The organism is Streptosporangium sp. NPDC002524, assembly GCF_040295985.1.
GTDB lineage: Bacteria > Actinomycetota > Actinomycetes > Streptosporangiales > Streptosporangiaceae > Streptosporangium.
In genome coordinates this window covers 292770-306170 of sequence record NZ_JBEOWK010000002.1, presented here as the reverse complement: position 1 = coordinate 306170, position 13401 = coordinate 292770, and the positions used below count along the sequence as shown (strand labels likewise).

Genomic DNA, 13401 nt, shown 5'->3' with positions numbered 1-13401 from the left:
GCCGCGTGCCCGTACACCGGGGCGGCGTGAAAACGTCGGCCGCGTGCTCGTACGCCGGGGCCTCGTGGGGGTGTCGGGCGCGTCAGGTGGGGCGTAGCAGGTCGGCCGCGTGGTCGTACATGGCGGCGCGGTCGGGCAGGCCCGTTTTCTGCAGCAGGCTCGCGACGTGCTTCTCCACGGTGCGGGGCGAGATGAACAGCCGCTTGCCGATGTCGACGTTGCCGCGCCGCTCGGCGAGCAGGGCGAGCACCTCGTACTCCCGTACGCTGACGCCCTGGGCGCGCAGCCCGCTCGGCACCTGTTCCCGTCCGGTGCGGCGCTGCGCCACGGCCGCGCCGGCCCCGCGCAGCATGGCCCGGCAGGCCCCGGTGACGGCGGGGACGCCCGCCCGGTGGAAGTACTCCTCGGCGGTGCGCAGCCAGACCAGCGGCTCGCCCCAGCCGTCCGCCAGGGCGGCCTCGGCGACCAGCCGCAGCCCCAGGTGGTGGGCGAGGGGGAAGGGCCGGGCGGCCTCGGCGGCCCTGCCGAACGCGGCGAGCGCGCCCTCGGGGTCGCCGCCGCGGCCCAGCAGTACGGCCCTGGCCAGGTGGAGGAAGGTCTGGTTCCAGGCCAGTTCGGCGGCCGAGGTGGTCTCCGCGGCGTCGCACCCGGCGGCGTCCGCCCGGCCCGCGAGCACGTCCATGAGCACGCCGAGGCCGTACCTGCCGGTGAGGTAGTAGATGGTGGGGTTGTCGTCCTCCCACTCCCGCGCCCTGGTCAGCATCTCGCCGCACAGGTCGCGGTCCTCCTCCAGCAGCGCGCACATCGCCTGGCACAGACCGTGGACCACCGGCATGTGCAGGCTGCTCTCGCCGCCCCACGCGCGGAACCGCTCCAGCGCGTCCTCCATGTCGGCGCGCCTGGCCCGGTGGGCCGCGAGCGTGGCCTGGGCGAGCAGGAGGTACTGGGTGTAGGCGGTGTGGCCGAGCCGGATGGTGGACTCCACGCACGGGACGGCGAGCTCGTGAGCCTCGCCGTACTCGCCGCGCAGCACTCTCGTCATCACCAGGGACGCACGGGCGGCGTGGACGAGGCTGATCGCGCCCACCTGGGCCGCCGCCCTGTCGACCTCCTCCAGCGGCTCCCGCTCGCCGGTGCGCAGGGCGTGGTTGCCGGCCAGGCGCAGCATCGCCCGCAGCTTCCACAGCCTCAGGCCGTGGGCGTCGGCGATGGACACCACCCGCGTCAGGCACCGGTCGGGCTCGTCGAACCCGCGGGTCCGGGAGAACATCGCCATCCGCTCCCACGCCTGGCAGGCCACCTCGGGGAGCGGGACGCGTTCGGCGACCTCCACGGCCCGCCGTACGAGGGCCTCGGCGGCGGCCATCCGCTGGGGGCTCTGCTGGAGGACCCCGTGGTCGGGGACGATGAGCTGGGCCTCGATCACGTCGATGGCCGCCGTACGGGCCTCGTCCGGGTTGATCTGGAGGAGCCTGCGGAGCGCCGCGACGTGGGCCAGGCCGTCGGCGGTGCCGCCGATCTCGGCGGCGACCCAGGCCAGCTTGGTGCGCAGGTCCATCTCGTGCGAGATGGTCATCGCCGGGTCGCCGCTGATCGGGAGGTCCTTGGCGAGGGCGAAGGCGCGGTCGGCCTGCCCGCTCTCGGTCAGCGCGTGCAGCAACCCCTGCAGGACGCCCGCCCGCAGGTCGGCGGGAGCGGACCCGAGCAGGGCGTAGGCGCGTTCGAGTAGCGTGACGGCCAGGTCGGCGGCGCCGTCGTCCAGCAGGCGGCGGCCGGCGCCGGCGAGCAGCCCGGCCGCGCCGGGGGTGTCCCCGGCGGTCAGGCGCAGGGTGGCCGCGATCTGGCACCACTCGCCGGGCAGCCCGGGGTGCAGGCGCTCCAGCGCGTCGGCGGCGCGGCGCGCGATCGACGCCCGCTCGGCGGGGAGCATCGAGGAGCGCAGGGCCTCGGCCGTCAGCGCGTGGCGGAAGGCGTACCAGTCGCCGGCGGAGTCGTCCGGCGTGACGAGCCGCGCCCCCGTCCCCTCGCGCAGGAACTCCATGACCTCGCGGCCGGCCAGGCCGGTGGCCTCCTGGATCGCCGGGACCGGGAAGCGGGAGCCGAAGACCGCAGCCGTGTGCAGCAACTCCTGGGCGGCGGGGCTCAGCTGGGCGGCGCGCAGCGTGACGCTGCGCACCAGCGTGGTCGGCACGTCGATCGCGGGGTCGCCGTTCAGCCGCCACCGCCGCCCGTCGCGTTCCAGGGCTCCGACGTCGGCCATCGCGGCGAGCAGTTCCTCGACGACGAACGGGACGCCCGCCGTGTCACGTTCCAGGCGGTCGAGAAGCGGCCGGGGCAGGTCTTCGGGCGGGACCTCCAGGCAGGCGGCGGTCAGCCGGGCGAGCTGCTCGGGCGGCAGGGGCGCGAGCTCGACGAGGGCCGCGGTCCGCCGCTGGGCGCAGGCCTCGGCGACGGACCGGGCCGGCCCAGCGTGGCTGCGCGTGTTGGCCAGCAGGAGGGCGGGCACCCCGGCGAGGTTGTCGGCCAGGTACTCGACGACGGCGAGCGTGTCGGCGTCCGCGTCGTGCAGGTCCTCCAGGACGAGCAGGCAGCCGCCGTCCCGCCCGATGACGGCCAGCAGCCGCAGCACCGCCTCGGCCAGCACCATCACCGACTCCAGATGGTCGGTGACCCCCGCCCGGCGCCACTCGGGGACCAGTGTGGTGAGCGCCGGAAGGTAGGGCATCAGGGCCGGGTCGTCCGGCGGCTCCTTGGTCCTGGTGTAGGAGAGCAGCGCCTCGCACAGCGGTTTGAAAGGGATGTCCGCGCTGGCACCGCCGCCCCGTCCCCGTAACGTGGTCATCCCCGTGTCGAACGCCTGGTACGCGCACTCCGCAGAAAGGCGGGACTTGCCTATTCCGGGGTCGCCGAGCAGGAAGACCGCGCCACCCCGGCCCTCTCGCGCGGCGGCCAGGCGCCGGTCGAGCTGCTCGAATTCCCTTTCGCGTCCGACCAGAATGGGGGAGGTAAATGACATGACGACAGGTTAACTGCCGTCATGTCACGAAAAATGCTATTTAGCGGGCACTCATGGAGATGGGGTCGATGGTCTCGTCCCCGCCCATGGCGAGCACCGTGTGCGCCGCGGTGTCCGGTGAGCCGAAGGCGATCGTCGCCCCCGTCGTCAGGCCGGCCAGCACCAGCGCGCGGGTCACCGGGGACACCCCGGCCAGCCTGATCATGATCGATCCGGCCGGGGCGCCCAGCCGGTCCTGCCACGACGCGGCCTGCTCCCCGGTGGTCGAACGGTTCTCAGCGTCCATGGGTCTCTCCTTCGTCGGCCGGCCGCAACAGCAGCACCGGCGGTGTCATCTCGGGAAGGGCCAGCCTGAGCAGACCGTGGCCGATACCGGCCAGACCGTCCAGCAGGCCCGGGGTCGACGCGTGGCGGGGGGTACCGCACCGCGCTCCGTGGGTGTCCAGCGAGGCCAGCAGCCTGCCGGTGTGGCGGTGCAGCGACCGCCGCGCCGCGGGGTCGCCTCGCCGGGCGAGGGCGCTCAGCGTCTCCAGCCGCCCCGCCTCGCCGTGGCACAGGCCGTGTCCCCCCAGCGGCACGCCGGAGACCGGGTACGCCGCCGGATCGCCCGGGAGGACGGCGTCCCCACCCGGGGCATCACCACCCGAGGCTTTACCGTCACCCGGGAAGGCGCTACCACCTCGGAGAGCGGCGTCACCACCCAGGAAAGCGCTACCACTCCGGAGAGGGGCGTCGTCACCCGGGAAGGCGTCGCGACCCCGGCGGGCGGCGTCATGCCCCGGGAGGGCGGCGTCATGACCCGGGAGGGCGGCGTCGTCACCGGAGAGGGCCACGTCGTCGTTCGGGAGGCCGGCATCGGACAGGGCCAGGAGCGCTCCCGCCCGGCCGTGGCACCAGGTGTCGCCCTCCGCCGCCCGTGCGGCGCGGGTGAGCAGACGGGCGCCGTCCGCGCTCGGCCCCCACCTGAGGAGCGCCCACCCCACGCCCGCGGCGCCGAAGGCGAAACCCGGCGGCAGCTCCCCCACCGAGGACGCTGAGGCTGCGGAGGGCGCTGAGAGCGCCGAGGGCTTCGAAAGTGCCGGGGGTGCTGAGTGTGCTGAGTGTGCCGAGGACGCCGCGGCCGCCAGGCGTTCCGCGCACGCCGCCGCCACGCGCCCGGCCGCGGCCGCCCCCGGGCCGTGCCGGACGGCGAGCATCGCGGCCAGGCACCCGGCCAGGCCGTCGTGGATATCCAGCGGCGCCTCGTCGGTGACCGCCGCGCCCGCCGCCTCCACGGCGGGCTCCACCCAGCTCGCCACCTCGGCGTCGCCGAGCAGGACGCCGAGGTGCGACAGGCCGTACGCGATGCCGCCGAGACCGCCGAACCCCCCGCAGCCCACGGCTCGCAGCAGGGCCTCGTGCGCGGCGATCCGCTCCAGCAGCTCCGGCAGGGGCCGTACCGCCATCCGGGCGAAGTCCATGTAGCGGGAGATCCCGGTGGCGCGGCTCGCCTGCGCCAGGAACAGCGCGACGCCGAGGTACCCGCTGGACAGCCCCGCGCCCAGCGGCATGATCGTCCACCGGCCGTCCTCCACCGGCTCCAGTCCCAGCCAGTTGACGGTACGGCCGTCGCGGTGCGCGGTCGCGCACAGGCGGTCCGCGATGCCCCGCGCGGCGGCCAGGAGCGCCGCCGGACGGGGCACCGTGGCCGGTAGCGGCGCCCTGGACGGCTCGCCGGGCGCGTGCCGCCCGCCCCGGTGGCGGGCGGCCATCGACGCCTGGACGATCCACTCCTGGTTCTCCCGGTCGGCGGCGCCCAGCCGGGCCAGCTTCGCGGCCACGAGGTCCAGCCCGCTCTCCCCGGGACGCCACGGCAGTGCCCCGCCCGCGCCGTCGCGGATCTCCCGCTCGCCGGGGAACGCGCTGAAGTACGGGATGTCCCCCGCCCACAGGTCGGCCCGCTCGGACGGCACCGCGGCCGACCGCGCGGGGTCACCGGCCGACACGGCGTCCAGCAGGCCGAACACCTCGTCCCGGTCGGCGGTGGACCGCATCACGTCCGGATGCGTCGACTCGGTCAGCAGCTCGCCGTAGAAGCGGGTGGGCCGGAGCAGCACGCGGACCTCGGCCCGGCCGAACCGCGCCAGCGGCCCGCGCAGCAGCTCGTCGCGGCCCCCTGCGATGGCGTCGTAGGCGCGCCGGAAGCCGGCCAGCAGGCTCGGCAGGTGGTCGGCCGGGTCGGCGTCCACCCCGTTCAGCGTGGGGCGATTGGCCGCTCCGGCGAAACGGGCGACACCGCGCACCAGCCGCATCGTGTCCGTCCCGGCCTCCTCCCACCGGGGGGCCGGGAACGGGTACGCCCCGCCCTTGTCCCCGCCCAGGCCGGAGACGTCCAGCGCGCCCCGCTCGCCGACCATCATCCTCGGCAGCAGCGCGGCGCGCTGGACGGAGTCCCGCAGGGCGCGCAGCGCCGGGTCGGCGGACCCCTCCGCGGGCAGCGCCGGGTGGAACAGCGTCTCGACGTCGACCAGCACCGGCCGGTCCCCGCAGGCGACGAGGTTCTCGTAGTGCACGTCGATGGCGTTCAGCGCGTACAGCAGGGCGAGCAGCGCGCCCGCGCGCGTGTAGAACCGCTCCACCCCGGCCGCGTCCGCGCACGGCCCGGCGGGCACGAACTCGGTCCAGCCGTAGCCCTCCCGCGGCACCGCGCGCGGGACGCGCGGGCCGAGACCGGGGAGCCGTTCGTCGAGCCAGCCGAGCACCTCGGCGAAGCGCAGATAAGCCTGGACTGGTCTCGGCCGGTAGACGACCTTCGCGCCGCCGGCCAGGGTCACCACGGAGACGGCGCGCCCCCCGAGGTGGCCGTCGCCCGCGGCGGAGAACTCCACCAGGTCCCCGGGCTCGTCCCCCAGGAGTTCCCGCAGGTGCTCGCGATCCGCCGCGAAACGCGTCAGGAGTTCCAGCCCCGCCTCCACCGCCTGGTCGGCGGCCTGGCGCAGCAGGCGGGCGAGGACGGGGTACTCCCCCAGCAGCTCGGCGAGCCCCTCCTCGCCGCCCACCCGGCCCACGAAGGCGGCGAACCGCTCGGCGGGCGTGGCTCCGGGCAGCTCCCCGCGTACCCGCCGCGCGTTCAGCTCGAAGACCAGGACGCGGGAGGCGATCCCCGTGAGCCGGGCCGTCAGGTCCGCCGCGAACCGTTCCCGGACCGAGGCGCCCCCGCCCCCACCTTCCAGCCGTTCCACCGCCTGACGGACGAGCGGACGCACCGCGTCCGACAGGGCCGCGTCCCGGGGCCGGGGCGGCGCGACGACGGACGGGCTCGCGGAGTTCACAGCCGTCAAGTATGACGATCACCGCGAACGGCGACATGGGGGCGATGCCCCCATATTTTCGACAAGCCCCGCTCTCAATGAGACCCCGGTTCTCGATGAGCCCTCGCTCTCAATGAGCCCTCGCTCTCAGTGAGCCCCCGTTCTCGACAGGCCCCGCTCTCGATGAGACCCCGGTTCTCGATGAGCACCGTTCCCGGCAAGCGCCCGTTCCCGGTGAGCCCCCGCTCTCGGCGCGTGCCCCGCGACGGCGGCCCGGCGCACGCCACGGGCCGCTCACCTCGGCGTGCTCTTGTTCGTTTACCTCGTCGTGCTCTCGTTCGTCTCTCGTTCCGCTCCGCGCCGGTACGGAGAGTAAGGCGAGAGGGCGGCGAGAGATGCCGCTCATAGCGTCGATCTCAGGCTTTGACAGGACTCCATCGAACGGGGAGGAGACGCGATGCTGGCAGCCCGGGATGCGCGGGTGACGATCGTCGGCGCCGGACCGGTCGCTTGTCTGGTGGCGATCGAACTGCGGAAACGATCATTCGAGGTGAGTCTCTACGAGCGTGGCTCGGACGTGCGCCTGGCCACCGGAGCCCGAGGACACTCTTTCAACCTGACCCTGACCAGACGTGGGCTGACCTCTTTGGACGCCCACATCGTGGACATGCTCTACCGCAACGGGGTCGTGCTGCCGCAGCGGGTCATCCACCACGTGGACGGGACGACGTCCTGCCAGCCCTACGGCACCGACCCCGACCTGCACCACCTGTTGTCGATCCCGCGGGGCCTGCTGCACGAGATGCTGCTCGACGAGGCCGAGAAGGCCGGTGCGCGGCTGAACTTCGGGTTCGAGTGCATCGGCGTCGAGCCCGCGTCGGGGTCGGCGACGTTCGTGGACGGCGGGGCGGGGATCGTGCGGACGAGCGCGGACCTGCTGGTCGGCTGTGACGGCGCGAACAGCATCGTCCGTCACGAGATGTTCCGGCGCGGGGCGCAGATGCGGATCTCCCAGGACTACGTCGCGGACGGCTTCGTGGAGATCCACATCCCCGCTCTCGCCGGCGGCGGCCACGCGCTGCTGGACGCGGCGCGCGACCCGGAGCGCCCGCGCCACCCCCGGCACGGGCTGCACATCTGGCCCCGCGGCGAGTTCATGTTGCTGGCCCAGCCGAACGTGGACGGCACGTACACGGCGGGCCTGTGGATGCCGATGGCCGGAGGGGACGACGGCGAGGGCGGCGAGCGGCTCGGGTGGGACCGGGTGCGCACGCGGAAGGACGTGCGCGCGCTGTTCGAGGAGCACTTCCCCGACGTGGTGGACCTGGCCTCCTCGTACGCCGAGGACGTGCTCCAGTGGTCGCCCGCGCCGCTGAAGACCGTGCGGTGCGACCCCTACCACCACGGCCGGACCGTGCTCATCGGCGACTCGGCGCACACCCTGGTGCCGTTCTTCGGCCAGGGCATCAACTGCAGCTTCGAGGACGTGCGCACCTTCTTCGCCCTCTTCGACAGCAACCTCGCCGACACCAAGACCGAGAGCGAGAGCGAGGCCGAGAACGACGCCGTGGCCGCGCTCGCCGCCACGCTGCCCGCCTACACCGAGTGGCGCAGGCCCGCGGGCGACACCATCGCCGACCTGTCGCTCGCGATGGCCTCGGAGCTCAAGGACCGCAGCGGGGACGTCGCCTTCCAGACCCGCAAGAAGCTGGAGAAGGAGCTGCACCTGCGGCACCCCGGGCTGTACGTGCCGCTCTACCACGCCGTGGCGTTCACCGACACCCCCTACCAGGACGCGGTGGCCCGCCACGAGCGGCACCGGGCGGTGCTCGACGAGCTGTGCTCGCGCCACGATCCCGCCGACGAGATGGAGCTGATCATCGCGGCGTACGCGGAGGCGATCGGCCGTACCGACCCCGGCCCCGCCCCGCTGAACGGGCACCGGGCGGTGGAGATCGGCCACCTCGTCCCCGCCCCCCGGACGGAACAACGACCCGAAACCGAGAGTGGAGCGGGGACGGGGACGGATCTGCACCTGGACCCGGCGCAGCAGAAGGAGCTGCTCGACGTCGTGACGTCCCGTCTCATGGACTTCCACGAGGACCTGAGCAAGGGCAACCACCCCGCCTGGTACCGGGTCGCCGCCGCGGAGCCGCCGCGGGCCGAGCAGCGGGCCCCGCGCGACGGCACGGCCGTCGCCACCCTGCTCGACGAGATCTTCGACTCCGCGCTCCCCGACGGGATGATGCACCCCCACCCCGGGTTCATGGCCCACGTGCCCTCGGGCGGGCTGTTCCAGGGGGCCGTCGGCGAGTTCGTGGCCCGCAGCCTCAACCGGTTCGCGGGCGCCTGGGCGGCCGCGCCGGGGTTCGCCCGGCTGGAGGCCAACGTCATCGACTGGTTCTGCTCGCTGATGGGGTACGGCGAGGGCTCGTTCGGCTACCTGACCACGGGCGGGTCGATCGCGAACTTCATGGCGCTGCGGTGCGCGCTGGAACGCCTCCCCGAGCACCAGCACCACCGGGCGACCGTGTACGTCTCCGAGCAGGGGCACTTCTCGGTGGCCAAGGCCGAGCGGCTGGCGGGCATCGGCGCCGGAGGACACCGGTCCGTGCCCACCGACGGCGCGTACCGCATGGACCTCGCCGCGCTGCGCGAGATGATCGAGCGGGACCTGCGCTACGGCACGCCGCCCGCCTGCGTCGTGGCCACCGCGGGCACCACGAACACCGGCGCGGTGGACGACCTGCGGGCCGTCGCCGCGCTGTGCCGCGAGTACGGCGTCTGGTTCCACGTCGACGCCTGCTTCGGCGGTTTCTTCCGCCTGACCCGGCGCGGGCGGGTGCTGCTGGACGGCATCGAGGAGGCCGACTCGATCGCGGTCGACGCCCACAAGTCGCTGTTCCTGCCGCACGGCAGCTCCGCGTTGCTGGTGAGGGACAAGAGCACGCTCAAGCAGGCGTTCGCCATCCCCGACGCGGCCTACATTCCGGAACTGTCGCAGGACGACGACCGCCCCGACTTCATGGACTACGGCCCCGAGCTGACCCGCGAGTTCCGCGGCCTGACCGCGTGGCTGCCGATCAAGATGCACGGCATCGACGCCTTCGAGCGGTGCCTCGACGACAAGCTCGACCTCGCCGAGGACCTGGCCAGGAGGCTGGCCGGGGTGGACGGGATCGAGATCGTCTCGCGGGGAGAGCCGCACCTGCCCACGGTGGCGTTCAGAGTGTGTGCGGACGACCCGGCCGAGGCCGCCCGGCTCACGGAGCGGGCCTGCGAGCTGATCTGCTCCCGGGGCAACATCTACGTGGCCACCTCGGAGCTGCCGCACGAAGGACAGGTGATCCGCGCGTGCATCATGCACCACCAGACCGACGCGGGGGTCATCGACCAGTTCGTCGAGGACGTCCGCTGGGCCCTGCGCAGGCTCGGAGAGGAGTGAGAGGACGATGTTGACCACCACCACCCCCGTACGACAGCTTCCCCCCGGCCCGGACGGGCCGGTCGCCGAGCAGCTGGCCGCGTTCGAACGAGACCCCTTCGGGTGCGTCGAGCGGACGGCCCGGCGGTACGGCGACGTGTTCACCCTGCGCCTGGGCGCGCTGGGCAACGAGGGCCTCACCGCGGTCGAGCACAGCGGCGACTGGGTGTTCCTGACCCGGCCGGACCAGCTCAAGGTGATGTACGGCTCGGACGACCGGACCAGCGGCGCCCTGGCGAACAAGGTGTTCTTCGGCACCGAGGAGGAGTCCGTCGGCTACATCGACGGCACCATGCACCGCAGGCGCCGCGCCCAGCTGCACCCGGCCTTCAGCGGCAACCGCGACTACGCCTCGATCACCGCGAACGCGGTCGACGCGCACCTGGCGCGCTGGCCGCGAGGGGTGCCGTTCGACCTGTTCACCGCGTTGCAGGCGCTGACGAGCGAGATCATCGTCGAGGTGGTCTGCGGCGGGATGGACGCCGAGGACAAGGCCGCCCTCGCCGCGCTGCTGCTCCCCATGGAGAACGCCGAGTGCGGGCGCGAGGAGATCCTGGAGGCCGACCGGGCCGTCCGCGCCTTCGTCGACGAGCGCCTGCCCGGCCACCTGGACCGCTGCGCGGAGGCGGGCGTGGACGACGTCTTCGCCGCCCTGCTGCGCCACGCCGCCGAGGGCGACGGGACCCTCACCGACGAGGTGGTACGGGACGAGGTGTTCAGCCTGCTGTACACCGGTTTCTCCACCACGGCCAACACCCTGTCCTGGACGTTCCTGCACGTGCTCGACGACGACCGGGTGCGTGAGGAGCTGGGCCACGAGCTCGGCGACCGCTTCCGCTCCCGCCCGGTGCGCGCCCAGGACTTCCGCGGCCTCGACTACCTCGACGCCACGATCATGGAGGCGTTGCGGCTGCACCCGGTCTCGGCGCTCAACGGGGTGCGCATGGTCGTCTCGCCGATGCGGATCGACGACTACGAGCTGCCGCCGGGGACGTTCCTGGTCCACTGCGCGTACCTGCTGCAGCGCGACCCGGGCCTCTACCCGGACCCGTCGCTGTTCCGGCCCGAACGGTTCGTGGACGCCTCCGTCGACCCCTACGTGTGGGGCGCGTTCGGCGGGGGTTCGCGCACCTGCGTGGGACGCGGGTACGCCCGCGCGGAGATGCGCATGATCTTGGCGATGGTGCTGTCCTCGGTCCGCATGCGCGCGACCGGGCCGATCCCCGCCGCCCGGCAACAGGGGATCTTCATGGCGCCCGAGCGGACCCGATGCGTTGTCGAGGAGTAGGCCCTGATGACCCTTTCACCCGCTTCACACGCTTCACCCGTGCGTGCCGCCTTCGACCTCGACACCGTACCCGGTTGCGCCGAGGCCGCGGCCCTGGCGCGCGACCACGCCGTCGTCCCGGTGTACCGGGAGTTCCTGGCCGACGCGCTGACCCCGATCACCGTGTTCGACCGGCTCTGCGGCCCCGACGACACCGGATTCCTGCTGGAGAGCGTGCCCGTCAGCGGTGACATCGGCAGGTACTCCTACATCGGGTACCGGCCCCGGCTGCTGGACCCGCCGGTGGGCGACCCGCTGGCCGCGCTGCACGAGATCGCCACGACGCGGGCCGCCCCGGTGCCCGGGGCGCCGCCGTTCCACGGCGGTGTCGTCGGCTATCTCGGCTACGAGGCCGCGAGCCGGTTCGAGCGCCTGCCGGTTCCCGACGGCCCGGCGCCCGGGGTGCCGGAGTCGGCGTTCATGACCGCGGAGGACCTGGTGGTGTTCGACCACGCCACCCGCAAGCTGCTGATGCTGACGCTGTTCCGGCCCGACCGGGAGTCCTACGGGGACGCCGTGGAGCGGCTGGACCGCATGGGCGTGTGCCTGCGGTCCGCGCCCTCGGCCCCCGAGCTCGTCGGCCGGGCCGCGCGGCCGCGTCCGCGCACCGCGCCGGACAGCGAGGGGTGGCACTCCAACGTCACCCGGGAGGAGTTCGAACGGCGGGTCCTGCGGGCGCGCGAGTACATCGCCGCGGGCGACGCGTTCCAGATCGTGCTCTCGCAGCGCTTCTCCCGGCCGCTGCGCGTCACCCCGCTGGACCTGTACCGGCACCTGCGCGCGGTGAACCCGTCGCCGTACATGTACCACCTGAGCCTCGGCGGGGGACGCCACGTCGTGGGCGCCTCCCCGGAGCTGCTGGTGCGCACCGACGGCCGCACCGCCCGTACCAAGCCGCTGGCCGGCTCCCGGCCCCGCGGCGCGACCCCGAACGACGACCTGGCGATGGAGCGGGACCTGCGCGGCGACGCCAAGGAGTGCGCCGAGCACGTCATGCTGGTGGACCTGGGCAGGCACGACCTCGGCCGGGTGTGCGCCCCCGGCACCGTGCGCGTGGAGCGCCTGATGGAGGTCGAGCGCTTCTCGCACGTGATGCACCTGTCCTCGACGGTGGCCGGAGAGCTGCTGCCGGAGGCGACCTGCCTGGACGCGCTGCGCTGGGCCTTCCCCGCCGGGACGCTGAGCGGCGCGCCGAAGATCCGCGCCATGGAGATCATCGCCGAGCTGGAGGCGGAGCGCCGGGGCGTGTACGGCGGCGCGATCGGCTTCGTCGGCGTCGGCGACAAGGCCGACCTCGCCATCGGCCTGCGGACCATGGTGATCGCCGACGAGACGGTGTACGTCCAGGCGGGCGCCGGGATCGTCGCCGAGTCGGACCCGACCGCCGAGTACCTGGAGACCCTGCACAAGGCCGGCGCGCTGTTCAGCGCGGTACGCGAGGCGGAGGCCGCGACATGAGCGCGACCCTCGCGGACACGCGGTCCGGCGCGGCACGCGAGACGCCCCCCGCGACCCCGCGGTCCGGCGCGACGCGCGAGGCAGAGACCGCGAACACTCCGCCCGGCGCGATGCGCGAGACGGAGGCCGCGAACGCACCGCCCGGCGCGGCACGCGAGGCGACCCCCACGAACGCGCCCCTAGGCGCGACACGCGAGACGGAGGCCACGACATGAGCGCGACCCCCAAGGTGGCGGTGATCGACAACTACGACTCCTTCACCTACAACCTGGTCCACTACCTCGCCGAGCTCGGCGCCGCGGTGTCGGTGTTCCGCAACGACGAGACGACGATCGGCGGGCTGGCCCGTCACGACATGCTGGTGATCTCCCCCGGCCCCTGCAGCCCCACCGAGGCCGGCCTGTCGGCACCGGCCGCGCGGGCGCTCACCGGCCAGATGCCGGTGCTGGGCGTGTGCCTGGGCCACCAGGGCATCGCCGCGGCGTACGGCGCCGAGGTGGTGCGGACGGCCCCGATGCACGGCAAGGCCTCGACGATCAGGCACGACGGCACGGGCGTCCTGGCCGGGCTGCCCAACCCGTTCACCGCCACGCGATACCACTCGCTGACGGTGGACCAGGCGAGCCTGCCCGACGAGCTCGTACCCACCGCGTGGGCCGACGACGGCGTGCTGATGGGACTGCGCCACCGGTCGCACCCGACCTTCGGCGTCCAGTTCCACCCGGAGTCCGTGCTCACCCCCATGGGAAAGCGGCTCATGGCGAACTTCCTGAGGAGTGGATGACCGGCCCGCCGTGGAGGCGGGCACGCGACGGGAGCACCCCGG

Annotated in this window: 7 protein-coding genes; 4 read left to right on the top strand and 3 right to left on the bottom strand. The window is 73.7% G+C overall.

The window, feature by feature from the left end; genetic code table 11:
- Nucleotides 1-82: 82 nt before the first annotated feature.
- From ABT053_RS03950 to ABT053_RS03940, 3 genes are read right to left on the bottom strand one after another with little or no spacing between them, the layout of a single operon-like run.
- Nucleotides 83-3016: a helix-turn-helix transcriptional regulator gene (locus tag ABT053_RS03950; RefSeq protein ID WP_350967333.1), complete on the bottom strand. Its 2934-nt coding sequence runs from the start codon at nucleotides 3014-3016 to the stop codon at nucleotides 83-85.
- Between the two features lie 40 nt (nucleotides 3017-3056).
- Nucleotides 3057-3302, bottom strand: a complete 246-nt coding sequence (locus ABT053_RS03945) for a hypothetical protein (RefSeq protein ID WP_350967332.1) — start codon at nucleotides 3300-3302, stop codon at nucleotides 3057-3059.
- Complete coding sequence (locus ABT053_RS03940) at nucleotides 3292-6327, bottom strand: type 2 lanthipeptide synthetase LanM family protein (RefSeq protein ID WP_350967331.1); 3036 nt, start codon at nucleotides 6325-6327, stop codon at nucleotides 3292-3294. The genes ABT053_RS03945 and ABT053_RS03940 overlap by 11 nt, the downstream gene beginning before the upstream one ends.
- Before the next feature lie 436 nt (nucleotides 6328-6763).
- Between ABT053_RS03940 and ABT053_RS03935 the strand changes: the two genes are divergently transcribed.
- From ABT053_RS03935 to ABT053_RS03920, 4 genes are all read left to right on the top strand, one after another.
- Nucleotides 6764-9751 (top strand): aminotransferase class V-fold PLP-dependent enzyme, encoded by a 2988-nt coding sequence (locus ABT053_RS03935; RefSeq protein WP_350967330.1) that lies wholly within the window; start codon nucleotides 6764-6766, stop codon nucleotides 9749-9751.
- Nucleotides 9752-9758: 7 nt separating this feature from the next.
- A complete protein-coding gene (locus ABT053_RS03930) occupies nucleotides 9759-11078 on the top strand; it encodes a cytochrome P450 (protein ID WP_350967328.1) in 1320 nt (439 codons plus the stop codon).
- Between the two features lie 39 nt (nucleotides 11079-11117).
- Nucleotides 11118-12575: an anthranilate synthase component I family protein gene (locus ABT053_RS03925; RefSeq protein WP_350967327.1), complete on the top strand. Its 1458-nt coding sequence runs from the start codon at nucleotides 11118-11120 to the stop codon at nucleotides 12573-12575.
- A 211-nt stretch (nucleotides 12576-12786) separates the two neighbouring features.
- On the top strand, nucleotides 12787-13359 hold the full coding sequence (locus tag ABT053_RS03920) for an anthranilate synthase component II (protein ID WP_350967326.1): 573 nt from the start codon (nucleotides 12787-12789) through the stop codon (nucleotides 13357-13359).
- Nucleotides 13360-13401: the final 42 nt, after the last annotated feature.